This window comes from Isoptericola croceus (genome assembly GCF_029382255.1).
Classification (GTDB): Bacteria; Actinomycetota; Actinomycetes; order Actinomycetales; family Cellulomonadaceae; genus Isoptericola; species Isoptericola croceus.
The window spans coordinates 235,188-258,273 of sequence record NZ_JARLLG010000004.1 but is presented as its reverse complement, the minus strand read 5'-3'; the positions used below and the strand labels follow the sequence as shown (position 1 = coordinate 258,273).

Below are 23,086 nucleotides of genomic sequence, written 5' to 3'. Positions count from 1 at the left end.
GGGCTACTCCTCATGGTGCGGGGTGGGGTTCCGCGCCGGGAACCGTGCCCGAGCGCAGGACCAGCCTGCCACACGCGCGCGTGGCCCGTGCGCCACCAGGCAGGTGCACCTCACCCTGACCGCGCCACCGCGTGACCAGGGCGTCGAGCGCCTCGACGTGCCGCGCCGTCGTCGTCCCCGCAGGACATCCGGCCTCCAGGACGGCGGCGCGGAGCGCGCGGCGGCGCAGCGCGGCGGGCGCATCGGCGAGCGGTGTGACGTCGAGCACGACGGCGGCCCCCGAGGCGCCCTCGCCGCTCGCCTCGGCGGCGCGCGCGTCGGCGAGGAGGTCGGTGGCGAGGGTGTCGAGCAGGTCCGCGTCGTCGCGCAGCTGGACCGCGCTGCGCGCCAGCGCCTCCACCGCACCGGGACCGAGCACGCTCTCGAGCGTGGGTAGCAGCCGGTCCCGTACCCGTGAGCGCAGAGGCGCCGCGGTGGTGGACCCGTCGTTCGTCGGGTCATGCCACGGCTCCCTGCCGACGACGGCGCACACCCGCTCCGTCTGAGCGCGCCGGAGCCCGAGGAACGGTCGTCGGTAGCGGTCGCGGCGCGGTGGCATGCCCGCCAGCGACCGGGCCCCGCTCCCCCGGGCCAGGCCGAGCAGGACCTGCTCGGCCTGGTCGTCGAGGGTGTGTCCCAGCAGGACCGCGACCGCACCCGTCGCTGCCGCGACCTCGTCGAACGCCCGGTACCGCGCCTCCCGGGCGGCGGCCTCCGGCCCGGGCCCCCGCGTCACCGCGACGCGGTGCACGACGACCGGGTCGAGGCCCAGCTCCCGGCACTGCTGCGCGGCGACCTCCGCGACGCCGTCGGACCCGGGCTGCAACGCATGGTCGACGACGACGGCACCTGCCCGCACGGCGTACCCCGGGGACCGGACGGAACGGCCGACGCGCTGCGCCTCCGTGGCGACGGTCGCCGCGAGCGCGAGGGAGTCCGGCCCGCCCGAGCAGGCGACGAGGACCAGGGACCCGGCAGGGAGGTCGGCGAGCTCGGCACGGACGGCGGTGCGGGCGGCGGCGAGCGCCGGGTCGACGGAAGGCACGGGTCCCTAGGAGTGGACCCGGCGCACCCAGGCGCGCGGGTCGTGGATCTCCCGCGCGGACGGCAGGTTCTCGGGGGCGGCCCACACGGCGTTCAGCCCGTCGCGACCGACCTGCTCCTCCACGGCCCGCACGAACCGCGCGCCGTCACGGTACTGGGCCAGCTTGGCGTCCATGCCGAGCAGGCGCCGCAGCACGGCGTCGAACCGGGGGGCGCCCTCGCCGTCGCGCCGCTTCTCGAACCGGGCACGGATCGTGCGGACGCTGGGCACGACCCGGCGGCCGACGGCGTCCATCATCACGTCGGCGTGGCCCTCCAGGAGCGCCATCACGGCGGTGATCTCGGCGAGCACGCGCTTCTGCTCGGCACCCAGCACCTGGTCCAGCGGGGTGGTGAGCTCGCCACGGACGGCGTCGAGGACGGTGCGACCGACAAGCGCGGCCTTGTCGCGCCACGGGGCACGGGTCAGGTCCAGCGAGGTGGCGGTGACGTCCTGCAGGAGCGCGGCCAGGCGGCCGGCGAGGTGGTCCGCGAGCCACGGGGCGGTGGCGAACTGCAGCGCGTGCGTCTGCTCGTGCAGGCACACCCACAGGTGGAAGTCCCGGCGGTCGAGGCGCAACGCCCGCTCGGCGGCGAGCACGTTGGGCGCCACGAGCAGCAGGGCGGGCCGCCCCTCGCCGTAGGGGTCGAACTGACCGAGCACCTTGGACGAGAGCAGGGCGAGAAGGCCACCGACCTCCACGGCCCCGGCCAGCCGGGCAGCACCGGACCCGGCCGACCGGGCCTCGGACCCGAGCAGGGTGAGGGCCGGCTCGGTCATCGCGGACATCGACCGGGTGTTGGCGAGCGCCCAGGTCGCACGGTCGACGACCCGGACGTCCCCCAGGTCCGGGCGCGGGACCCGCACACGGCGCAACCGGCCGTCCGGGTGACGGTCGCGCTCGACGGCACCGGCGCCCACGGGACGCATCCGGGTGACGCGCAGGACGTGGGGTACGGCGTCGTAGGCGGCCGTGCGCAGCCCGCCGACCAGGTCGTCGAGCTCGCCGCGGGAGGCGACCGGCCCGGGAGGCGCGACCCGGCGGGCGATCTGTGCGGCTGCCGTCCAGTCGATGAGGGCCGTGCTCGGTGCGGTCACGGGTCCACCGTAACCGCACGGTGCCGAGCAGGAACCTGGTCCCGCTATGGCAGAGGAATGCGGGCGCAACCTCCTGCTCGGCGGTGCTCCGGTTAGGGGCAGCCGCAGGTGGCGAGGTCGCCGACGAAGCGGTCGAAGATCAGGTTGGCCCCGTAGGAGCCGCCCTCGGGGATGCGGTCGGCGATTAGGGCGAAGACCAGCAGGCGGTCGTCCGCCGTGACCACGGTGCCCGCGAGCGAGCGGACGTCGGGCAGGCTGCCCGTCTTCGCCTCCGCATAGCCACGGCCCGGGTTGTCCCCCCCGAACCGGTCCGCGAGGGTCCCCTGCAGCCCGGCGACGGGCAGCCCGGTCACCGACTCGCGCAGGTCCGGTTCCGCGGCGGCCGCGACGAGCGTGTCGACCAGCTGTCGGGCGCTCATGACCGACCCCGTGCCCAGCCCGGACAGGTCGGCGAGCTCGGCGCCCGACAGGTCGACCCCCAGGGCTTCGACGGTGGCCATCACCTCGCTGACCGCTGCGTCGCCGGAGCCTGGCAGCCCGGCGTCGATGGCGACCAGCCGGCCCACCACCTCGGTGATCGTGTTGTCCGACTCCTCGAGCAGATACCCGACGATGTCGCCGAGCGGCGCGGACTCCACGCGCCCGATCTCCCGCGCGGAGGACGGTGCCGCCTGCCGGGCGATCTGGCCCGACACGTCGATACCCCGGTCTGCCAAGGCCTCGGCGAACGTCTCGGCTGCGGCGAGCGCCGGGTCCTCCTCGCGGCGGGCGTACTTGTCGTCGGTGAGCCGGGCGACGTCGACGGCGAGCGCGGCCACGGGCGCGATATACCCGTCAGCGGCGTCGTTGGCACGGACGGACGACGCGACAGCGGGCCCGGTGAACAGGGTGTCGTCGACGGTGAGCGTCACCGAGCGGGTGCCGGAGAGGCCGATCTGCGCGACCACCTGGTCCGCGAGGTCCCCCAGCCCGGCATGCCCGTTGATCGCGCCCGGGTCACCGTCGTCGGCTGCGAGCATCATGTCGCCGCCACCGACGAGCACGAGCCGGTTGTCCCCGTGCAGCATCACCCGGGTGACGAGCCGGGTGTCGCCCCCGGGACCGGCGTAGGCCGCGACGCCGGTGAGGATCTTCTGCGCGGACGCCGGGACCAGGAGCCGGTCCTGGCCGGAGGCCCCGAGCGTCTCGCCCGTGACGGCGTCGACCACCATCACGCCGGTGCGCTTGCCCAGGCGGTCGTCGTCGGCGAGATCGTCCACGAGGTCACCCAGCTCGGTGGCGTCCGGGACGGGTGCCGCGTCCGGCAGGGCGGGGACGGCGACGGCGGGGCTCGGACCGGTGGTCGCGCCGGGGGCGGTGGGGAAGGGTGCGGCAGGCTCGGGTGCCGGCTCGAGCGTCACCATGCCGGGCACGACGTCGTAGGCGTCGGCCACCAGGTAGCCCCCGAAGAGGACGACGACCGTCGTGACGGTGGCGCCGACCCTCAGCCGCCACCCCATGCGGTCCTCCCCGTCCTCGTGAACCTGGTCACAAGCAGGCTCCGTCGCGGGATATTCTCGCACGAACTCGCCTGTGAGCGGCACGTCGCCACGGCGTTCGCGCAGCAGCCGCGTGGCACACTGGGGGGGCGCGCACGCCCCGAGACTGGAGGAACAGTGGAGTTCGACGTCACGATCGAGATCCCGAAGGGTCAGCGGAACAAGTACGAGGTCGATCACGAGTCAGGTCGGATCCGCCTCGACCGCATGCTCTTCACCTCGACCCGCTACCCGGACGACTACGGGTTCATCGAGGGCACGCTCGGTGAGGACGGCGACCCGCTGGACGCTCTCGTCCTGCTGGAGGAGCCCACCTTCCCCGGCTGCCTCATCAAGTGCCGCGCACTGGGCATGTTCCGCATGCGCGACGAGGCCGGCGGCGACGACAAGGTGCTGTGCGTGCCCCTCGGCGACCAGCGTGCGGCGTGGCGCCAGGACATCGACGACGTCTCGGACTTCCACCGCCTGGAGATCCAGCACTTCTTCGAGGTCTACAAGGACCTGGAGCCCGGCAAGTCCGTCGAGGGTGCGCACTGGGTCGGCCGTGACGAAGCCGAGGCGGAGATCGAGCGCTCGTTCCAGCGGGCCAAGGACTCCGGCTACAGCCACTGACGCTTCCCGACGGCGGCCCCACCCTGCGACAGGGTGGGGCCGCCGTCGTCTCAGCGTGTGGATCACCCCTTCCACCGACCGACGGGCTCAGGACCGCGACCACGCGGCCAGGGCGTGCGTCGTGCTGTTGACGACGGTGGCCGTGACGGTGCGGGCCACCGCCGCGCCGGCGGCCTGGGCGCCCCAGCTGCCGCGTTCGAGCTTCTGCGCACGCTTGATCACCGGCGTGGTCCACGGGATCTCCCGGTCGAGCCGGGGAAGCGTGCCGCTGCCCGCCAGCAGACCCGCGAGCGCCGCCACCCGGGCCGTCGGCTCCTCCCCGTCGACGAGCACCGCGCGCACGCTCGCGACGAGCTCCGCACGGCGCGGCGTGCCGCCGTCCACGAGGGCGGTCGTGCCGAAGAGCCCGAGCACCTTGCGCCTCTCGCGCCGGACGTCCCCGCGTGCGACGACGGCCTCGAGCAGCGGCTCGCGCAACGACGGCCCGATCGCCGCGAGCACGCTCTGGACAGACCGCGGCTTCTCGGCGACGTAGTCCCACCCCGGACGCAGGAGAGCGTCCGACGGCGGCCGCTCCTCGACCGCCTCCACCCGGACGTTTCCCCCGGGCGACCGCGTGGTCCGCACGTGATCACCGAGGGCGAGGTCCGCGAGCACACCACCGGCGAGGACGGAGGACAACGTGTCCTCGCCGGCGATCGTGCCGGACCGCGGCTGGAACAGCAGCAGGAGGAGGTCCTCCGCCACCGTCGGTGCCGCCGCGGGACCAGGAACCTCGGTCATCGTTCTTCCTCTCGTCGTGCCGGTGCGCACCTCACGACCACCGGTGCCGTCCCGTCACAGCCAGTCGTGCTCGCGCGCATAGCGGGCAGCCTCGTGCCGGGTGCGGGTCTGCGTCTTCTGCATCGCGCTGGACAGGTAGTTGCGCACCGTGCCCGGGGCGAGGTGCAGCCGGGCCGCGATCTCCGCGACCGAGTACCCGTCGCGTGTCACCCGGAGCACGTCAAGCTCCCGGTCGGTCAGCGGGACGTCGTCGATGAGCGCGGCGGCGGAGACGTCCTGGTCGATCCAGCGCCCACCGCCGTGCAGCGCCTCGACGACCGAGGCGATGTGGGACGGGTCGGCGGACTTGCTGACGAAACCCTGCACGCCGAGCCGCAGGGCCTGGCGCAGCACCCCCGGCCGGGCGTGGCGGGTGAGCATGAGGACCACCTGGTCGGGCAGGACCCGGCGGATCTCGGTGACGGCCCCCAGACCGTCCACCCCGGGCATCTCGAGGTCGACGACCAGCACGTCCGGCCGGTGGGCGACCGTCGCGGCGACCGCCTCCTCGCCGTCTCCCGCCTCCGCCAGGACGGCGATGTCGCCCTCGAGCGGGAGGAGCGCCGCGAGCGCCCTGCGCAGCAGGACCTCGTCGTCGGCCAGCACCACGGTGGTCGTCACGCGTCCTCCTCGGGCCGCTCGTCGGCACCTGCGCGCGCGGCGGGGAACTCGGCCGCCGTGCGGAACCGCCCGTCGGCACGGTCGGCGGTCAGCACGCCGCCGCTGTCCGCGACCCGGCGCGCAAGCAGCGCCAGACCACGCAGGGACGGTGGTTCGTGCGCCGCGACCCCGTCGTTGACGATCGTGATGCCGTGGTCCGTGACGGCGACGTGCACCAGCGTCGCGTTCGAGTGGCGCAGCACGTTGGTGGTGGTCTCCCGCAGCACCTGGGCCAGGAGGTCGCCCGGCCGGGGGCGGACGCCCGGCGGGCGGTCGACGCGCACGTGGATGCCTGCGGCCTCGAGCAGGTTCCGCGCGTTCTCCAGCTCGGTGGACAGGTTCGGCCGCCGCCGCCCGTAGGCGAGCTCCTTCGCCTGCGCGATGGTGTCGCCGACCAGGTCGTACGTCTCCCGCAGCTCCTGCTCCGCGCGCTCCGGGTCGGATCGCAGGAGCTTCTGGGCCAGCGCGATCTTGAGCTTCACGACGTGCAGGGTGTGTCCCTGGATGTCGTGCAGGTCGCTCGCGAAGCGGACCCGTTCACGCACGACGGCGAGCTCCGCCTCGCGTTCCCGCGCTTCCTCGAGCTCGGTCATCACGTCGTAGAAGCCCTTGTTGGGGAACCGGAGGCAGATCACGACGACCGTGATGCCGGTGGGGACGATGACGTAGGAGATCAGGTTGCTCGACGTGAACGGTCCGTCGGCGGCCACCCCCCAGGCGCCGATCGAGGCGATGTACGCCGCCACCCCGACCGCGGCCACGGCCCGGTGGCGTGGCAGCTCCGGGACCACGAGGCTCCCGACGATCAGGAGCGAGTAGTAGGACGCCTGGACGGGCCCGCCGACCACGAGCACGCCGTACGGCCACATCGCCGCCGCGACGAGCAGGCACGGGGTCGCCACCCGGGCGAGGTCGCCGATCGTCCATCGCTCGAAAGCGACCAGGGCGGCCAGCAGGCCGAGCCCCAGCACGAGCACCTGGAGCCAGGTCTGCGCCTGGCGCGCCACGAGCAGGACCCCGACGACGGCGAACAGCGGCAGCATCACCGTGAGGTTGAGGCGGCGGAACCGCCGCCGGGACGACCGTGACGCCGCCGTCGGCTTCCAGGGCAGCACGACGTCCCGCGGAGCAGAGGTGCGGTCTTCCATGGTCAGCGGCTCACAGGCTCGGGGATCGTCGTCCGCCAGTATCCGCTGCCGCGCGCGACCGCTGCTAGTGACGCCGTGTCATACCGGTCCGCTGCGGCGCGTCATGCGCAGGCCTGACACCGCGGCACTGGGCAGGACCGGGCGCCAGGAGTGTGATGTAGCCATGTCAACGAACACTGTGATCGACGTCGACGGCCTCGACGTCACGTACGGCGACTTCCGCGCCGTGAAGGACCTGTCGTTCCAGGTCGAGCAGGGTGAGCTCTACGCGCTCCTGGGGACCAACGGCGCCGGCAAGACGTCGACGCTGGAGGTCGTCGAGGGACACCGCGAGGCCACCTCGGGCACCGTGCGTGTGCTGGGGTCAAGCCCCCGGGACCGCTCGGCGGTCCGCCCACGGGTCGGGATCATGCTGCAGGAGAGCGGGTTCTCCGCCGACCTCACGGTCGCGGAGTCGACACGGCTCGTCGGCCGCCTGACGGGCCGCGAGGACTCCGTCGAGCGCGTCCTGGGCCTGGTCGACCTCACCCACCACGCCGACACACGGGTCGGTCAGCTCTCCGGCGGCGAGAAGCGTCGCCTCGACTTCGCCACCGCCGTCTACGGCAGCCCGGAGCTCCTCTTCCTCGACGAGCCCACGACGGGTCTGGACATCCAGTCCCGCGACTCGCTGTGGGCCACCGTGCAGCAGCTGCGCGAGGAGGGCACGACCGTCGTGCTGACCACCCACTACCTGGAGGAGGCGCAGCAGCGCGCCGACCGCATCGGGCTCATGCACCGCGGCACGTTCCGCCGCCAGGGGACGGTGAGCGAGCTGACCCGGGCGCTCCCGGCCGCGATCCAGTTCTCGCTGCCGCCCGACGCCCCTGCGCCCCCGACGGGCTCCGTCGCGCAGGCCGACCGCTCCTACGCGATCGAGACGTTCGAGCTCCAGCGGGACCTCAAGCAGCTCCTCGACTGGGCCGACGCCCACCGCATCGAGCTGGACGGCCTGTCCGCGGCGCCGACCCGCCTGGACGACGTCTTCCGCGCCATCGGCGCCGACTCCATCACTTCCTGAGACCCCCGACAGGAGATCGTCATGCTTCCCATCGCACAGGGTGAGCTGGTCCAGCTCTTCCGCAACCGGGCGGTGCTCGTCACCAGCCTGCTCATGCCCGTGGCAGTTGCCGCCTTCTTCATCGGCTACCGCGACGTCTTCGCCACGATCGGCAGCCTCGGGTACGTCGCCGCCGTGCTCGTGTTCACCATCGCCGCGTTCAGCCTCTACGCCACGACGGTGACCACGCTGGCCGCCCGGCGCCAGAACCTCTTCCTCAAGCGGCTCCGGTCGACGGCCGCGAGCGACGCCACCATCCTCGCCGGGCTCGTCCTGCCGATCAGCGCGATCGCGCTGGTCCAGGTCGGGCTGATCCTCGGCGTCTTCGCCGCCGTCGGCGGCGGACCTGCCGACGCCGTGCTGCTCGTGCCGGCGATCCTGGCCACGTTCGTCATGATGCTCGCCCTGGGCGTCGCCACGGCCGGGGTGACGAACTCGCCCGAGCATGCTCAGGTGACGGCCCTGCCCCTCAGCCTCGGCGTGATCGCCGTGGCCAGCTGGGTCGGGATCACGGGCACCGAGAGCCTGGCCCCGCTCAAGCGGGCCCTGCCCGGGGGTGCGGCGACCGAGCTCGTCGTCGACGCGTGGAACGGCGGCGCTCCCCTGACCGACTCGCTCCTCCTGCTCGTCCCGACGCTCGCCTGGGTCGTCGTGGCGGTCGCGATCGCCTCGAGGATGTTCCGGTGGGAGCCGCGCACGTAGGCGTAGGGACTACGCGGGGCGCCGGTGGATCGCCAGGTCGCTGCGGCCCGGCGCGTGCTCGTCGAGCAGCCGGCGCTCCGCGTCGTAGTCGTCGAGGAGCCGCCGGTACGGCAACGGTTCGTCGGTGGCGAGGTTCTCGAACCGCTTGCGGACCTGCGCCCGGGCGTCCTCGATGCCGGCCCAGACCGGGGAGTCCACGCCGAGCAGGGTCAGCGGCGGCAGGGGCTCGATGCCCGTGTACCAGAAGATGCCGTGGTTGATCGGGAACAGCAGGTCGTCGATGTGGCCGTTCACCCCCCGCGGCCCGAAGGCCTCGGCCCGGTCGCCCGCCGTCGTGACGACCAGCCCCTTCTTGCCGGCAAAGGCGCCGTCGCCGTACTTGCGCGGGTTCCCCTGCTGGTCCCGCAGACCGTAGGCGAAGCCCTGCGTGAAGACCCGGTCGACCCAGCCCTTGAGGATCGCCGGCATGCCCGCCCACCACAGCGGGAAGACGAGGACGACGAGGTCCGCCCGGCGCAGGAGCTCCTGGTGACGGCGGACCTCCGGGGCCAGGCTGCCGGACGCCGCCGCGTCCACGGCGTGCTTCCCCACCGGTGCGGTCAGCTCTTCCACGCCGTAGTCGGACGGCCGGACGGCGGGGTGCCAGTCGAGTAGCGCGAGGTCGAGGAGGACGACCTCGTGCCCCTGCTCACGGAGCGTCGAGCCGGCGACGGCGGCGAGGTCTGCGGTCAGGGAGCTCGCCGCGGGAGCGGCCGAGACGATGAGTGCTTGCATGGTTGCGACCGTAGGCACAATCATCGTTGTGCGGTAGTACGGTCATTCTTGTCACCAAGCGACGTCAGGGAAAGTGAGGACGGCATGCGGGATGCGGTGCGACGCGCTCTGGAGGTGTGCCCGATCGAGGTGGGGGTCGCGGTCGCCGGCGGCGACTGGAAGCTGACCACCGTGTGGAAGCTGTCCGGTGGTCCGCTGCGGTTCGGGGAGCTGCAGCGCGCGGTGGGCCCGGTCTCTGCCAAGACCCTCACGCGCCAGCTCCGGTCCCTGGAGACCGACGGGGTCGTCGTCCGGACCGTGTTCCCCGAGGTGCCACCGCGTGTGACGTACGAGCTCACGGAGGCCGGCCGTGAGCTCGCCGGCATCGCCGTCCAGCTCGGGCGGTGGAGCGAACGGTTCATCGCGCCGGTCGAGGCGAGCACCGTCTCAGAATATGGTCCCGCATCGTGAGATCCGCTGGGCGGCGTCCCTACCGGGGGTCTACCGTCGAGCGCATGACTCGTCGAATGCGCAGCTGACCACCGCGCACCGTCGCCTGCCTGCGGCCACGCACCGGGCAGCCCCACGCCGTGTGCGCCCGCCCCACCGCACCCGCCGGAGACCGCAGCCAGGAGAGACGATGACCCCGACGCCGACCAGCAGCACGAGGCCCGACGCCGCACCGACAGCACCCGAGACAGCACCCCGACCCCACCCTCGCACCGCCCGCCGCACCCCCGACGCGCCGGTCCCGGCGTCGGGCGCCTGGCGCGACGGCGACCCGGTCGCGGACCGCCGGTTCGCCGACGTCGGCACCTTCGACCTCGAGGCCGGCGGCCGCCTGCCGGACGTCCGCGTCGCCTACGAGACGTACGGCGAGCTCGCCCCCGACGGCTCGAACGCCGTCCTGATCCTCCACGCCCTCACCGGCGACGCCCACGTCCGCGGACCAGCCGGACCCGGTCAGCTCACGGCCGGCTGGTGGGAACCCATGATCGGGCCCGGTGCACCGATCGACACCGACCGGTACTTCGTGGTCGTCCCCAACGTGCTGGGCGGCTGCCAGGGCACCACCGGACCGTCCTCCACCGCCCCCGACGGCCGCCCCTGGGGCGGCCGGTTCCCGCGCATCACCACCCGCGACCAGGTCGCCGTGGAGATCGAGCTCAGCCGCACGCTCGGCATCGACTCCTGGGCCTCGGTGGTGGGAGCCTCCATGGGCGGCATGCGCGTGCTGGAGTGGGCGGTGCTCGGACCCGAGGCGGGCGTCGACGTCCGATCCCTCGCCGCCATCGCCACCGCCGCCCAGTCCTCCGGCGACCAGATCGCCTGGGCCCACCCGCAGCTCGGTGCCATCCGCGCCGACCCCCGCTGGAACGGCGGCGACTACTACGACGCCCCCGACGGCGAGGGGCCGCACGCCGGGCTGGCCCTCGCCCGGCAGATCGCCCACACGACCTACCGCACCGCCCTCGAGCTCGACGAGCGGTTCGGGCGCCTGCCGCAGGGCGGCGAGGACCCGTTCGACGACGGACGCTTCGCCGTGCAGTCCTACCTCGACCACCACGGGGACAAGCTCGCCCGCCGGTTCGACGCCAACTCCTACCTGCGCCTGACCGAGACGATGATGACGCACGACCTCGGCCGCGACCGCGGTGGCGTCGAGGCCGCCCTGTCCCAGATCACCGCGCGCGCTCTCGTCGTCGCGGTCGACAGCGACCGGCTGTTCCCGCCCGCGCAGGCCGAGCGGATCGCCGCCGGCATCCCGGACGCCGGGGCGCTGCGCATCATCACCTCGGACTTCGGGCACGACGGCTTCCTGCTCGAGCACGACCAGACAGGACCGCTGCTCCGGGACTTCCTCACCGAGGTGGTGCCCGCACCACCCGCATAGCGCGCGAGCGCGGCGGCGCGGAGACACCATGGTGCCGGACGTCGGCGACGGCGGCCGTCAGCCCTCGTCAAGGAGACAACCATGGCTCGCCTCAACCCGTACCTCAGCTTCGCCGGCCGGGCCCGGGAAGCGCTGGAGTTCTACCGGTCGGCACTCGGTGGGGACCTCGAGATCACGACGTTCGGCTCCGTGCCCGGCATGGTCGAGGACCCGGCGGAGGAACAGCTCGTCATGCACGGGCAGCTCGAGACGCCCGGCGGGCTCGTCCTCATGGCCGCGGACTCGCCGTCGTCCATGCCATATGTCGCCGCGACGTCAGGCGTGACCGTGGCGCTCACGGGCGGCCCGGAGGACATGGAGTACGTCCGGGGGGTGATCAGCGCGCTGCTCGAGGGGGCGACCGACGTCCTGCCGTTCGAGCAGGCCCCCTGGGGCGACCACTACGGTCAGCTGACCGACCGGTTCGGGATCTCCTGGATGTTCGACGTCGGGTCGGCCTGACGTCGGCGCCTGGTGATCACGGTCGCATCGACCGCGGCGTCAACGACCAGCAGCAGACCGCCCAGCACGGCGGCCGTCCGCCGGGCACCACGGGAACGGGTGCCGGCCACCGCCGTCGCCACGCCGAGCAGGGCCTCCGCCGCCGCGAACGCGTACGCCGCGCGGGGATGCCGCGCCAGCAGCGCCTCGGCACGCTCGATCGAGCCGATGACCGGGCCGGGGCGGGAACCGAGCGGGCTCAGTCCTCTGACGCCGTCCTCGGCGACCTGCAGCAGGGTCTCCAGCACGCGCCGGCCGTCGTACCGCCGCCGGCGACGAGCCGCTCGCCCGCCAGCAGGCCGTGCAGCCGTACGGCGACGTCCGCTGACGGCACTGATCCGTCCAGGACCGCAGCGCCGGTCACGGTGAGGTGCGGGGAGACGTCGATGACGAACGGCGCGGCAGGCACGGCGACAGCCTACGATCCCCCGCCGGTCGGAGAGTCCACGGGGTGGCACTCGGCACCGGCACGTACGTTGGGACCATGCTTGCCGCCACTGTCGCCCGCTTCAGCCCCGACGCCCCGCTCCAGGGCCTGGAGGTCACCGACCGTCCAGAGCCCGCCGAGCGGGAGCACTGGACCACCGTGGAGGTCCGGGCCGCAAGCCTCAACCACCACGACCTGTGGTCGCTGCGCGGCGTCGGGCTGCGCGAGGAACAGCTGCCGATGATCCTCGGCACGGACGCAGCCGGTGTCACGCCCGACGGCAAGGAGGTCGTGCTGCACGGGGTCGTCGGTGCGGACGGCCACGGCGTCGGGCCCCACGAGCGCCGGTCCCTGCTGTCCGAGCGGTACCCGGGCACGCTCGCCGAGCGTGTCGCCGTCCCCACGGCCAACCTCGTGCCCAAGCCCGCGGAGCTGACCTTCGCCGAGGCGGCGTGCCTGCCGACGGCGTGGCTCACCGCCTACCGGATGCTGTTCGGCGCGGCGGCGCTGGGGCCGGGCGACCGGGTGCTCGTCCAAGGGGCCGGGGGCGGGGTCGCCACCGCGGTGATCGTCCTGGGTGCGGCCGCCGGCCTCGAGGTGACCGCCACCTCCCGGGACGAGGCGAAGCGCGAGCGGGCGCTGGCGCTCGGCGCCGCCCACGCCGTCGCGCCCGGTGAGCGGCTGCCGGACCGCGTCGACGCCGTCGTCGAGTCGGTCGGCCAGGCCACGTGGGCGCACTCGGTCCGTGCGGTGCGGCCCGGCGGCGTGATCGTGGTGTGCGGCGCGACCAGCGGCGACGCGTCCCCCGCCGAGCTGACCCGGGTGTACTTCTCCGAGATCCGCGTGCAGGGCGTGACGATGGGTTCACGGGAGGACCTGGCCGCGCTGCTGCGGTTCTGCGCGCGGACCGGCGTGCGGCCGGTCATCGACTCCGAGGTGTCGTTGCCCGACGTCGGTGCGGGTCTCGCCCGGATGGCAGCCGGCGAGCAGACCGGCAAGATCGTCGTCGTCCCCTGACGGCTGCCGAGCGGGTCAGGCGAACCGGGCGCGGTAGGCGTCCAGCAGCGACGGCCCGTCCGGGCCCAGGTGCCACACGTTCCAGCCGTCGTCGGTGGGGGTCCCGGACGCCGCCGAGGCGGCATGGTCCGGGTGCTGGAAGCGCGAGCCGTCGGACAGCTCGATGACGCCGTTCGGGTGCAGCACGGCCTCGAAGTACTGACGACGTCGTGGCCGCGACCACACGAGCATCGTCGGGCGGTGCAACGTGGCGGCGAGCGCGATCAGGTCGCCGTCCACCTCGTCCTCGAAGCCGACCGGGGGGCGCTCGGCGGTGTCGTACAGCCCGTGGTCGGGCGGTGGCGTGTACGACGGCGCCTCCAGCGGCGGCACCTCCAGGCGCGGCAGGTCGTCGGAGGCGTTCGTCCAGCTGTTCGGCGTGGACGGCTCCCACCCGGAGGAGCGGTACGGCGCCGGGTCGTTCAGCGGGTCCTCCCACCGGTTCGCCGGCGGGTCCCACGGTGCGGGCTCCCGACGCGACGCGGCGGACTCGACCCGCGGTGCCGGCAGGTCGAGCGCCGGGGCGGTGTACCGCGCGAAGTCCTCCCCCAGACCAGGGGTGTCCGTGCTGGCAGCCGACGTCGTCGTGCGCCGGGCCAGCTCCGCGAGGTCGAGGTCCTCCGCCGAGCCCGCCGACGCCGCGGTGAAGGCCGCCAGCTCCGGCGTCGGCTGCGGGGGCTGCGACGTGAAGCGGTCCCTGCGCGAGCGACGGCGGGGCGGGGCGGGTTCCGGGGCCGGAGGCGGCGGTGGCGGTGCGGGCGCCCGCCGGGCCGGGGCAGGCGGGTCCTGCGGAAGCTCGGCCCGGACCGCCGGGAGCGACAGGCTCGAGGCACCCGCCGCGGCACGCCGTCCGGCGCGGGTGCGCTGCGCCGGCGCCTGCTCGGCGGTGTCCCGGGCGGCGTCGGTGCGCGACCGTGCGGAGCGGCTGGGGGCCGCGCCCCGCGCCGGGTCGGGCGAGCCCGTGCCGCCGGGCTGCGCGACCGCGGGTTGCTTGCCGGTCAGCGCGATGCCGACCTGGACGCCCTCGGCGAAGGACTCCGGCTCGGCACCGCGGGACGCGGAGGTGCCGTGCAGCTCCTCCTGCGGCACAGCAGCGGAAAGGCGCGGCGCCGCCGGGGTGGAGGCGGGGTGGATGACCAGCGGGGAGACGTCGACGAACCGGCGCCCGTCCTGGCTGTGCACCACGCCCATCTTGAGCACCTCGACGGGCATCGTGGGCTGGCGCAGGAAGTCGACGGCGTTGAGGATCTCCTCGCCGGCCTCCTGGCAGATGATGATCAGGCGGGCACTGGACCGGCCCGGCTGGGAGCGGGTGATCGGCACGGAGTCGTAGAACGCGGCCACGTCGCGCTGGAAGGCGTTCGGGCCGCCGTGGTACCGGGAGGCGAGCTCACCGCGGGTGAGGCGCCCGGCCCAGCCCGCATGGTCCAGCGAACGGGTCAGCGCCGGCCGGTCGAGCTCGGAGACCAGCTCGACCACGACGGGCGAGCCGGTGGCGTCGAGGGCCAGCAGGTGCGGCTCGTCCGGTCCCACGCCCTGCGCGACCGGGAAGATCTGCTCGCCGAGGAGCCCGTCGATGTGCGAGTCCACCACGCGGTGCGCCGTCGTCCCGAGCCCGGGCTCCACGGCTCCCGCGGAGCGCCCGGACTGGACGAGGAGCGGCCTGCTGGCGTCGACCTCGAACAGTGGCATCGTGCTGACTTCTCCCCGGTTGCCGCACACGACCTGGTGCCGTGTGCCGCATAGCCTACGGCGCGAGGTCCAGTGACCTGCAACACCCCAGGTGAGTGACCACGATCACGCGTGCCCGCCGGCCTCCTCGTCCGCCGCGAGGGCCTCCTCGACCCGCTGGACCTTGGCATCGAGCTGGCCGGTGTACCCCGGCCGGATGTCCGCCTTGAGGACCAGCGAGACCCGGTGACCGCCCGCGCCGACGGCCTCCGTGGCGCGCTGGATCACCGGCATCACCTCGTCCCACTCCCCCTCGATCTCGGTGAACATCGACGTGGTCCGGTGCGGCAGCCCGGACTCACGCACGATGCGGACGGCCTCGGCGACGGGGCCCGCGACGGACTCGCCCACGCCGAGCGGGGCGACGGAGAATGCGAAGACAGCCATGGGTCCATCATGCCCCCGGCGCGTCTAGGCTCGGGGCGTGAGCATCTCGGTGACGGTCCTGGCCGGTGGCGTCGGTGGCGCCCGGCTCGCGCACGGCTTCGCGCTGGCGCTGCCCGACGGCGGCGCTCCGTCGGGCGGTGGCGGCCTGACCTGCGTGGTCAACGTGGGCGACGACACCGAGCGGCACGGCCTGCACGTCTCGCCCGACCTGGACACCGTGATGTACACCCTGGCGGGCCTGAACGACGAGGAGCGCGGCTGGGGGCTGACGGGCGAGTCGTACACGACGCTGGCGCAGCTCGAACGGCTCGGCGAGGACACGTGGTTCACGCTCGGCGACAAGGACCTGGCCACGCACGTCGTCCGCACGGCCCGGCTGCGGGACGGGCAGCCGTTGAGCGCCGCGACGGGGTCGCTGGCCGCCTCGCTGGGTGTGCGCGCCCGGCTGCTGCCGGTCACCGACGACCGGGTGCGCACCCGGGTGAGCACGCCGTCGGGCACGCTCGACTTCCAGGAGTACTTCGTGCGGCGGCAGCACGCGGACGCCGTCCTCGACCTGACCTACGAGGGGATCGGCACCTCGGGCCCGGCTCCGGGCGTGCTCGACGCGGTGGGGGGCACGGACCTGCTCGTCGTCGCGCCGTCGAACCCGTTCCTCTCGGTGGAGCCGGTGCTGACGGTCCCCGGCGTCCGCGACGCCGTGCGGGCCTCGCGCGCCCGCCGGGTTGCGGTGAGCCCGATCGTGGGCGGCCGTGCCCTAAAGGGTCCGGCGGCGCAGATCCTCGAGACGCTGGGGCACGAGGTCTCGGCGCTCGGCGTCGCCCGGCTCTACACCGACGTCGTGGACGTCATGGTCATCGACACCGCCGACGCCGCGCTGACGGCGCCGATCGAGGACCTCGGGTTCGAGGTGCTGGTGACCGACACGGTCATGGGCGGGCCGGACGGGCGGGCGCGCCTCGCCCGCGAGCTGCTCGCCGCCGTCGGACCGCGCACGTGACGACTCCGCGGACGGCGGGGACGGTCGCGGTCGTCCCGCTGCGCGACGGCGTCTCGGGCAAGTCCCGCCTGGCGGCCTCGGTGGACGCAGGTGCCCGACGGCGGCTGGTCGTCGCGCTCGCCCGCCACGTCGTGTCGGTGCTCGGGCCGCTCACGGCGAGCGGGCGGCTGGCCGGCGTCGTCGTCGTGACGGCCGACGTGCCGTTCGTCTCGGGAGTGCTCGCACCGGTCGGTCGTTCGTGGCGGGATCGGCAGTCCGAGCTACCGACCTTGCCACGAACGACCGACCGGCAGGCGGACACCGTGAGCGTGATCGCCCAGGCGGCCGATCGTCCGGGACTCAACCCGGCGCTCGACGACGCCCGCCGGCACGTGGAGGCGCTCGGCGCCGACCGGATGCTCGTCGTGCACGCGGACCTGCCGCGCCTGACGGTCGACGACGTGGAGGCTGTCCTGGCCGCACCCACGGACGTGGTCGTCGCCACCGACCGCCACGACGCCGGCACCAACCTGCTCTCCGTCCCCCTGACCGGGCACGACGGCGGCGGGTTCAGCTTTCGGTTCGGCCCGGGGTCCCGGGCCGCGCACGAGGCGGAGGCGAGCGTCCGTGGCCTCACCTCCGCCGTCGTGCGCCGTCCCGGGACAGCCGCCGACCTCGACACGATCGACGACTGGGCCGAGCTGCCGGCCGAGATCCGCCGGAGGGTGGGCGCCGTCGTCGGGCACCCCCTGACCTTGTAGCGACCTCAGGCCGCGTCGAGCCGGTCGCGGACCTCGTCGGGCAGGTCGAGGTGCACGGCGCCGAGGAGCTCGTCGAGCTGCTCCACCGAGCTCGGTCCGGTCACCGGGATCACCGGGACCTCGCCGCCCATCATCCAGGCGAGCGTCACCTGCGCGGGCGTCGCACCGATCTCCCGCGCCACCTCGCGCAGCACGCGGACCCGGTGGACCGACCCGGGATGGTCGGCATCGTGGTACCGACCCTTGTCGTCCCGCATCAGGGCACCAGCCTGCAACGGCCCGTACCCGACGACGGCCAGCGACGGGCGGCCGGGCCCGCCGGTGGACGCGGCGTAGTCGAGCATGTCGCGGCTCACCCAGGGGCGCGACGTCGGCCGCGGGTACACGTACGAGTGCTGCTGCTGCACGACGGCGTAGGGCGGTACGCCCTGGCGCTCGGCCTCGGCGCGGGCCTCGACCACGCGCCACAGGGCGACGTTCGAGATGCCGGTCAGGCCCACGGACCCCTCAGCCTGCAGCTTGCCGAACGCCCCGACGGTCTCGGCGAGCGGGGTGTCGCGGTCGTCGAAGTGCCCGTACAGCAGGTCGAGGTGGTCGACACCCAGGTGGCGCAGGCTCTCGTGCGCCTCCCGGGCGATCGTCTCCGCGCCGAGGCCCTCGAAGTTCGCGGGCGAGAACGGCCGGTCCGGGTCCCGCGGCGCCGCACCGACCTTGGTGGCGATCCGCAGTTGGTCCCGGACACCCCGAGCGGCCATCCAGCCGCCGAGCAGGTCCTCACTGTCCCGGCCGTGGCCGCCGTGCCAGACGGCGTAGTTGTTCGCGGTGTCGAGGAAGGTTCCGCCCGCCTCGACGAAGCGGTCCAGGATCGCCTCCGAGGTGACGGGGTCGACGGTGGTCCCGTAGTTCATGGTGCCGAGGCACAGGGTGGAGACCTCGAAAGCGCGGTCTCCGGTGCCGATGGTGCGGTAGCGCATGGTTCCTCCGTGTGGTCGTGCGGCGGTCAGGTGGTGCGGGCTGTCAGACCGCGTCGAGGCGGGCGCGCAGCGCGGGGTCGAGATCGAGGTCGGCGGCGCCGAGGAGCTCGTCGAGCTGCGCGACCGAGCTGGCTCCGACGACCGGGATCACCGGGACCTCGCCGCCGAGCAGCCACGCGAGCACCACCTGGTTCGGCGTGGCGCCGATCTCCGCCGCCACCTCGCGCAGCACCCGCAGCCGCTCGTGGGTGGTGGGGTGGTCGAAGCCGTCCCACAGCGGCTTGTCGGCCCGGGTCAGCGCACCCTGCATGAGCGGGGAGTACGCGACGACGGTGAGCGGCGCGCGGCCGTCGGCGGTGGCCCGGCCCGCGTAGTCGAGCATCTCGGCCGACGCCCAGTTGTGCCGCCCGACGTCGGGCCGCGGGTAGGGGTAGGTGCGCTGCTGCTGCACCAGCCCGTACGGCGCCACACCCTGACGGACCGCCTCCTCGCGGGCCTCGACCAGGCGGTGCAGCGCGACGTTCGAGATGCCGGCGACGCCCACCAGGCCGTCCGCCTGGAGCTTGCCGAAGGCCCCGACGGTCTCGGAGACCGGGGTGTCGTGGTCGTCGACGTGCCCGTAGCAGACGTCGAGGTGGTCGATCCCGAGGTGGCGCAGGCTCGTGGCGACCTCGCGCAGGACCGTCCGTGCCCCCAGCCCTTGGAAGTTGGTGGGTTCCACGTTCTGCAGGGGCAGCCGCCGGTCCTTCTGGGCTGCGCCGACCTTCGTGGCGAGGCGCACCTGGTCACGGGTCCCACGGTCGGCGAGCCACCGGCCGATGACGTCCTCGCTGTCACGCCCGTGTCCCCCGACCCAGGCGTTGTAGTTGTTGGCGGTGTCGAGGAAGGTGCCACCGGCCTCGACGAACCTGTCCAGGATCGCGTGGGCGGTGGCCTCGTCGGTCCGGGTGCCGAACCACATCGTGCCGAGGCACAGGGTGCTCACCTCGAAGGAGGTCGAGCCGTTGCCGATGGTGCGGTAGCGCATGGTGTCTCCGTGTCGCCGTCGTCGCGTGGTCGTCACCGACGCTACGGAGAGATCGGTCCGGGTGTACCGTCCATTGGTATGGCAGTTGACCAGACCAATCTGGCGTGGGAGACCTTGCTCGACCTCGACACGGCATCCGGCCCGCGGGTCGTCCGCCTGGAGCAGGTGCTGCGCGACGCCGTCGGCTCCGGGCGGGTACCGGCCGGCGCGACCCTGCCCGCCAGCCGGCGGCTGGCCGAGTCGCTCGGCGTCTCACGGTGGGTCGTCACCGAGGCCTACGGCCAGCTCGTCGCCGAGGGAGTGCTCGAGGCCCAGGTCGGCGCCGGGACCCGGGTCGCGGCCGGGGTACCGCCGCCCGTGCCCCGCGACCTCGAGACGACGGCGTCGGGCACCGTGCCGCCACTGCCCCCGCGGCCGCGGTTCGACCTGCGCCCAGGGATCGCCGACCTGCGGCACGTCCCGCGCGACGCCTGGCTGCGGGCGGCACGCGAGGCACTGTCCACCGCATCGAGCACCGACCTGGCGACCGCGCCGACCGCGGGCCACCCCGCCACGCGGACGGCGGTGGCGGGCCACCTCCGCCGGGCGCGGATGGTCGAGGCCCCGGACACCGCCGTCGTCGTCACCCGGGGAGCCACCGACGCGATGGCACGGGTCGCGGCTTCCCTCCGGGCCGACGGTCACACGCACCTGCTCGTGGAGGACCCGTCGTGGCCGGTGCTGCGCGACGTCGCCCGGCAGGCCGGGCTGGAGCCCGTACCGGTGCCGGTGGACGCCGGTGGCCTCGACGTGGACCGGCTCACCGGGGCCGCCGCACGGACCGGCGCACGGGCGGTGCTGCTCACCCCCGCCCACCAGTTCCCGACGGGCGTGGCACTGTCCGGCGAGCGCCGCGAGGCCGTGCTGGCCTGGGCCCGGGCCGTGGACGGGCTGGTCGTCGAGGACGACTACGACGCCGAGTTCCGCTACGACCGGCGCCCTGTGGCGGCGCTGCAGCGTCTCGATCCGGAGCGGGTCGTGCTGCTCGGGTCCGTGAGCAAGACGATGTCACCGGCGTTCGGCATCGGATGGATGGTGGTGCCGACCTTGTGGCGGGCCGCGCTGGGTGAGCTCGGACGGTCGGGGGCACCGTCGGTGGTGGACCAGCTCACCTTCGCCCGGTTCCTGACCTCGGGCGGCTACGACCGGCACCTGCGGGCGGCGCGCGCACGGTACCGACGGCGTCACGACGCGCTGGCCGGCGCCGTCGGGCACCGGATGCCCGCTGCCCGGCTGCACGGCATGGCCGCCGGGCTGCACGCCCTGCTGGAGCTGCCCGACGACGGCGACGGACGGGTACCCGACGCGGCCGAGGTGGTCCGGGCGGCCGCCGCCCGCGACGTGGGGGTGGTGGACCTGCGCCGCTACCAGGCCCGGTCCGCCGCCCGGTCGCGGACGCTGGTGCTCGGCTACGGCAACCTGGTCGACGCCCGGCTGGACGAGGCGGTGGCGCGGCTGGCGGCGTGCGTCTGAGGGCTCACCAGCGCCCGCGGTGCACGATGTCGGCCATCGCCTTGCGCTGCCGGCGGGCCGGGGAGCCCTTCGCTCCACCGGCCACGGGGTGCCCGACGGCGATCACCCCCGTGGGCGCCCACTCCTCCGGCACGCCGAACGCATCCCGGAAGGCCGAGAGCCGCCCGGCATCGATCCCGAAGAAGCACGCACCGAGGTCCTCGTCCACGGCGGTCTGCAGCATGAGCAGGGCGGCCATGCCCGCGTCGACGTGCCAGTACGGCACGGGCCAGCGCGCCTCGTCGCGGTCGGTCCACCCCTTGTCCGGCTCGGCGTACCGGCCGACGTACGCCGCCTGCGAGGTCAGCGCCACGATCAGCACCGGTGCCGTGCGCATCCCCGCCAGCCACGCGGACATGTCGCGCTCCGAGCCCTCCGGGGTGGTCGCGGACCAGAACCGTTCGCGTTCCTCCTCGGAGGTCAGCACCAGGAAGGACCAGCCCTGCGTGAAGCCCGCGCTCGGTGCGCGGACGGCGTTGCGCAGCAAGCGGTCGACCGTCTCCGACGGCACCGGCTCGTCGGTGAATCGGCGGACCATGCGGCGCCTGCGGACCACGTCCTGGAACTCCATGCGGGAGAGCCTGCCACGCCACCGTCGTCCTGGCGTTCTTCTTCGACCTGCCCGGCGCCCGCCTCTCGTCGCGCCGACTCGAAGCGGTCGAACACCCGCTTCCACCTCACGAAGTCAGAGATCGCGTGCTCGATGCGCAAGGTAGCCATCGCACCCCTTGCGATCAGGCCGACGCCGGGGCGACCGCTCCGCCCGCGAAGTGGAGATGGACGTCGAACGTCGAACGGACGACTGCCTCACCACCCAGCTCTGCAGCGGCGTAGGCGGCCCCGAGTCGATCGGTGAAGAACCGCTCCATGTCCTGCGGCGAGTTCCAGACACTGATCGCTCGCAGTCCCTGGTCGGCCGGGCCGGCGGCGAAGAAGATGAGGCCTTCGGGTGGCATCGGGCCTGACTCGGACAGGTGCGTCATCACCTGCTCGAACTGCGCCATCGACTCGTTCGGATTGTCCAGCACCAGACAGATGGTCATGGTTACCTCCAGGTCGTGTTGGTGCAGTTCTCAGGTGCTACTGACGCTAGGCGCATTTCCGGCGTCCGCCGATCCCACGTTCGTGGGATTCTTGGGCCGTGGCCGCTTCGCGCAATCGAGCGATGGCGCGCATCGAGCGTCTGTGCTCCGCAGAGATGCGCGACCGCCCGCTGCGCGCTGCACTCGTCGAGGCAATCGGTGGGCTGGTGCCGTTCGACGCGCACGTCTTCCTGCTCACGGATCCGGTCACGTGTGTCGGTGCATCGCCGCTGGCCTCGATCCCCGGCCAATCGTTCGATCGGCTGCCCGAGCTGATCAAAGCGCGATACCTGAGCCGTGGGAATCGTTGGAGCACCATCGACGGTGTGGCGGCCCTGGCGGCTGCGCAACCACGCGCCGACGGCGACCAGTGGTGGCGGATCGTGCGTGAGCTCGGCGGTGTCGATGTGGCCACGCTCGTCTTCGCCGACCAGTTCGGCTGCTGGGGGTTCTTGGATGTCTGGCGGCTGAGCGGGCCGCCGTTCAGCCGCCCGGAACTTGACCGTCTGCGCGAGATCGCTCCGATCGTCACACGGGGAATCCGGCGCGCCCTGGCGCACACGTTCACCCTCGCCCCCACGAGCGCGCCCCACCGCCAGCCCATCGTGCTGTTGCTCGACGACGGGCTGCGCGTACACGAGCAGACCACGCTGACCGACGCCTGGCTGCGGATCCTCATCCCGACCGACTCCGACGTTGCGCCGATCCCCGCACATGCCTACAACGTGGCGGCACAGCTCCTCGCACGGGAACAAGGCGTCGACAACCACGAGGCTTCGGCGCGCACCCATCTGGCAAACGGATTCTGGGTCTCGATGCGGGCTGCACGGGCCGAATCTCGCATCGTCGTCACGATCGAGGCCGCGACATCGGTCGAGCGGGTCGACATGCTCGCCCGGACCCACGGACTCAGCCCCAGGGAGACCGAGGTGCTGAACCTGCTCGTGAGCGGCGCCGACACGAAGTCGATCGCCGCGACGCTGTTCCTGTCGGAACACACCGTGCACGACCACGTTCGATCGATTCTCACCCGGACCGGTTTCAGGACGCGACAACTCCTCCTCGCCAAGACGCTTGGCGGCGCTGCTCCGTGAGGTGCCGTCCGCCCTGATTCGCTGCACA

26 protein-coding genes are annotated in these 23,086 nt (G+C 73.6%); 11 read left to right on the top strand and 15 right to left on the bottom strand.

The features are described from left to right. Positions 1-10: 10 nt before the first annotated feature. The 3 genes from tilS to dacB all read right to left on the bottom strand — a co-directional run bounded on the left by tilS (position 11) and on the right by dacB (position 3,720). Positions 11-1,084, bottom strand: a complete 1,074-nt coding sequence (gene tilS, locus PZC42_RS11830) for a tRNA lysidine(34) synthetase TilS (RefSeq protein ID WP_277211293.1) — start codon at positions 1,082-1,084, stop codon at positions 11-13. Between the two features lie 6 nt (positions 1,085-1,090). Continuing rightward, a complete protein-coding gene (locus PZC42_RS11825) occupies positions 1,091-2,221 on the bottom strand; it encodes a zinc-dependent metalloprotease (protein ID WP_277211291.1) in 1,131 nt (376 codons plus the stop codon). 92 nt (positions 2,222-2,313) lie between these two features. Continuing rightward, positions 2,314-3,720 carry a D-alanyl-D-alanine carboxypeptidase/D-alanyl-D-alanine endopeptidase gene (dacB, locus tag PZC42_RS11820; RefSeq protein ID WP_277211289.1) on the bottom strand — a complete coding sequence of 469 codons (1,407 nt, stop codon included), beginning with the start codon at positions 3,718-3,720 and terminating at the stop codon, positions 2,314-2,316. 156 nt (positions 3,721-3,876) lie between these two features. On the opposite strand from dacB, the gene PZC42_RS11815 reads away from it, so the two are divergent. Next, positions 3,877-4,371 (top strand): inorganic diphosphatase, encoded by a 495-nt coding sequence (locus PZC42_RS11815; protein WP_277211287.1) that lies wholly within the window; start codon positions 3,877-3,879, stop codon positions 4,369-4,371. A gap of 87 nt (positions 4,372-4,458) precedes the next feature. On the opposite strand, the gene PZC42_RS11810 is transcribed toward PZC42_RS11815, so the two are convergent. Genes PZC42_RS11810 through PZC42_RS11800 form a run of 3 tightly spaced genes read right to left on the bottom strand, consistent with a single transcriptional unit; the run spans position 4,459 to position 7,001 of the window. Beyond that, positions 4,459-5,154, bottom strand: a complete 696-nt coding sequence (locus PZC42_RS11810; RefSeq protein ID WP_277211285.1) for a GOLPH3/VPS74 family protein — start codon at positions 5,152-5,154, stop codon at positions 4,459-4,461. 54 nt (positions 5,155-5,208) lie between these two features. Then, positions 5,209-5,814: a response regulator transcription factor gene (locus PZC42_RS11805; RefSeq protein WP_277211283.1), complete on the bottom strand. Its 606-nt coding sequence runs from the start codon at positions 5,812-5,814 to the stop codon at positions 5,209-5,211. Continuing rightward, positions 5,811-7,001, bottom strand: a complete 1,191-nt coding sequence (locus PZC42_RS11800; RefSeq protein ID WP_277211281.1) for a sensor histidine kinase — start codon at positions 6,999-7,001, stop codon at positions 5,811-5,813. The genes PZC42_RS11805 and PZC42_RS11800 overlap by 4 nt, the downstream gene beginning before the upstream one ends. A gap of 163 nt (positions 7,002-7,164) precedes the next feature. Between PZC42_RS11800 and PZC42_RS11795 the strand changes: the two genes are divergently transcribed. Then, complete coding sequence (locus tag PZC42_RS11795; RefSeq protein ID WP_277211279.1) at positions 7,165-8,061, top strand: ABC transporter ATP-binding protein; 897 nt, start codon at positions 7,165-7,167, stop codon at positions 8,059-8,061. A 21-nt stretch (positions 8,062-8,082) separates the two neighbouring features. Further along, positions 8,083-8,802 carry an ABC transporter permease gene (locus PZC42_RS11790; protein WP_277211277.1) on the top strand — a complete coding sequence of 240 codons (720 nt, stop codon included), beginning with the start codon at positions 8,083-8,085 and terminating at the stop codon, positions 8,800-8,802. Between the two features lie 9 nt (positions 8,803-8,811). On the opposite strand, the gene PZC42_RS11785 is transcribed toward PZC42_RS11790, so the two are convergent. Beyond that, positions 8,812-9,576: an NAD(P)H-dependent oxidoreductase gene (locus PZC42_RS11785; RefSeq protein WP_277211275.1), complete on the bottom strand. Its 765-nt coding sequence runs from the start codon at positions 9,574-9,576 to the stop codon at positions 8,812-8,814. 96 nt (positions 9,577-9,672) lie between these two features. Here PZC42_RS11785 and PZC42_RS11780 point away from each other — a divergent pair, with 96 nt between their 5' ends. The 3 genes from PZC42_RS11780 to PZC42_RS11770 all read left to right on the top strand — a co-directional run bounded on the left by PZC42_RS11780 (position 9,673) and on the right by PZC42_RS11770 (position 11,950). Then, positions 9,673-10,026, top strand: coding sequence for a winged helix-turn-helix transcriptional regulator (locus PZC42_RS11780; protein ID WP_277211273.1), 354 nt, complete (start codon positions 9,673-9,675; stop codon positions 10,024-10,026). A 169-nt stretch (positions 10,027-10,195) separates the two neighbouring features. Next, positions 10,196-11,449, top strand: a complete 1,254-nt coding sequence (metX, locus tag PZC42_RS11775; protein WP_277211271.1) for a homoserine O-acetyltransferase MetX — start codon at positions 10,196-10,198, stop codon at positions 11,447-11,449. A gap of 81 nt (positions 11,450-11,530) precedes the next feature. Further along, complete coding sequence (locus PZC42_RS11770; RefSeq protein ID WP_277211269.1) at positions 11,531-11,950, top strand: VOC family protein; 420 nt, start codon at positions 11,531-11,533, stop codon at positions 11,948-11,950. On the opposite strand, the gene PZC42_RS11765 is transcribed toward PZC42_RS11770, so the two are convergent. Continuing rightward, positions 11,896-12,237: a hypothetical protein gene (locus tag PZC42_RS11765; protein ID WP_277211267.1), complete on the bottom strand. Its 342-nt coding sequence runs from the start codon at positions 12,235-12,237 to the stop codon at positions 11,896-11,898. The genes PZC42_RS11770 and PZC42_RS11765 overlap by 55 nt on opposite strands. Continuing rightward, on the bottom strand, positions 12,189-12,398 hold the full coding sequence (locus tag PZC42_RS11760; protein ID WP_277211265.1) for a hypothetical protein: 210 nt from the start codon (positions 12,396-12,398) through the stop codon (positions 12,189-12,191). Before PZC42_RS11760 ends, PZC42_RS11765 begins: the two co-directional genes overlap by 49 nt. Before the next feature lie 75 nt (positions 12,399-12,473). Between PZC42_RS11760 and PZC42_RS11755 the strand changes: the two genes are divergently transcribed. Further along, positions 12,474-13,433 (top strand): zinc-binding dehydrogenase, encoded by a 960-nt coding sequence (locus PZC42_RS11755; protein WP_277211263.1) that lies wholly within the window; start codon positions 12,474-12,476, stop codon positions 13,431-13,433. 15 nt (positions 13,434-13,448) lie between these two features. On the opposite strand, the gene PZC42_RS11750 is transcribed toward PZC42_RS11755, so the two are convergent. Beyond that, a complete protein-coding gene (locus tag PZC42_RS11750) occupies positions 13,449-15,164 on the bottom strand; it encodes a restriction system modified-DNA reader domain-containing protein (RefSeq protein WP_277211261.1) in 1,716 nt (571 codons plus the stop codon). Positions 15,165-15,269: 105 nt separating this feature from the next. Next, positions 15,270-15,590, bottom strand: a complete 321-nt coding sequence (locus PZC42_RS11745; RefSeq protein WP_277211259.1) for an MTH1187 family thiamine-binding protein — start codon at positions 15,588-15,590, stop codon at positions 15,270-15,272. Between the two features lie 37 nt (positions 15,591-15,627). On the opposite strand from PZC42_RS11745, the gene cofD reads away from it, so the two are divergent. Beyond that, positions 15,628-16,590 carry a 2-phospho-L-lactate transferase gene (gene cofD / locus PZC42_RS11740; protein WP_277211257.1) on the top strand — a complete coding sequence of 321 codons (963 nt, stop codon included), beginning with the start codon at positions 15,628-15,630 and terminating at the stop codon, positions 16,588-16,590. Then, positions 16,587-17,330 carry a 2-phospho-L-lactate guanylyltransferase gene (gene cofC / locus PZC42_RS11735; RefSeq protein WP_277211255.1) on the top strand — a complete coding sequence of 248 codons (744 nt, stop codon included), beginning with the start codon at positions 16,587-16,589 and terminating at the stop codon, positions 17,328-17,330. The genes cofD and cofC overlap by 4 nt, the downstream gene beginning before the upstream one ends. A 5-nt stretch (positions 17,331-17,335) precedes the next feature. On the opposite strand, the gene PZC42_RS11730 is transcribed toward cofC, so the two are convergent. Next, positions 17,336-18,304 carry an aldo/keto reductase gene (locus PZC42_RS11730; protein WP_277211253.1) on the bottom strand — a complete coding sequence of 323 codons (969 nt, stop codon included), beginning with the start codon at positions 18,302-18,304 and terminating at the stop codon, positions 17,336-17,338. 43 nt (positions 18,305-18,347) lie between these two features. Further along, the gene (locus tag PZC42_RS11725; protein WP_277211251.1) at positions 18,348-19,331 is read right to left on the bottom strand and encodes an aldo/keto reductase; all 984 of its coding nucleotides are present in this window, start codon (positions 19,329-19,331) and stop codon (positions 18,348-18,350) included. 78 nt (positions 19,332-19,409) lie between these two features. Here PZC42_RS11725 and pdxR point away from each other — a divergent pair, with 78 nt between their 5' ends. Then, the gene (pdxR, locus tag PZC42_RS11720; RefSeq protein ID WP_277211249.1) at positions 19,410-20,843 is read left to right on the top strand and encodes a MocR-like pyridoxine biosynthesis transcription factor PdxR; all 1,434 of its coding nucleotides are present in this window, start codon (positions 19,410-19,412) and stop codon (positions 20,841-20,843) included. 4 nt (positions 20,844-20,847) lie between these two features. On the opposite strand, the gene PZC42_RS11715 is transcribed toward pdxR, so the two are convergent. Together PZC42_RS11715 and PZC42_RS11710 are read right to left on the bottom strand one after the other, a co-directional pair. Beyond that, positions 20,848-21,453 (bottom strand): nitroreductase family protein, encoded by a 606-nt coding sequence (locus PZC42_RS11715; RefSeq protein ID WP_277211247.1) that lies wholly within the window; start codon positions 21,451-21,453, stop codon positions 20,848-20,850. Positions 21,454-21,616: 163 nt separating this feature from the next. Beyond that, positions 21,617-21,925, bottom strand: a complete 309-nt coding sequence (locus PZC42_RS11710) for a hypothetical protein (RefSeq protein WP_277211245.1) — start codon at positions 21,923-21,925, stop codon at positions 21,617-21,619. Between the two features lie 122 nt (positions 21,926-22,047). Between PZC42_RS11710 and PZC42_RS11705 the strand changes: the two genes are divergently transcribed. Then, on the top strand, positions 22,048-23,058 hold the full coding sequence (locus tag PZC42_RS11705; RefSeq protein WP_277211242.1) for a helix-turn-helix transcriptional regulator: 1,011 nt from the start codon (positions 22,048-22,050) through the stop codon (positions 23,056-23,058). Positions 23,059-23,086 lie beyond the last annotated feature (28 nt).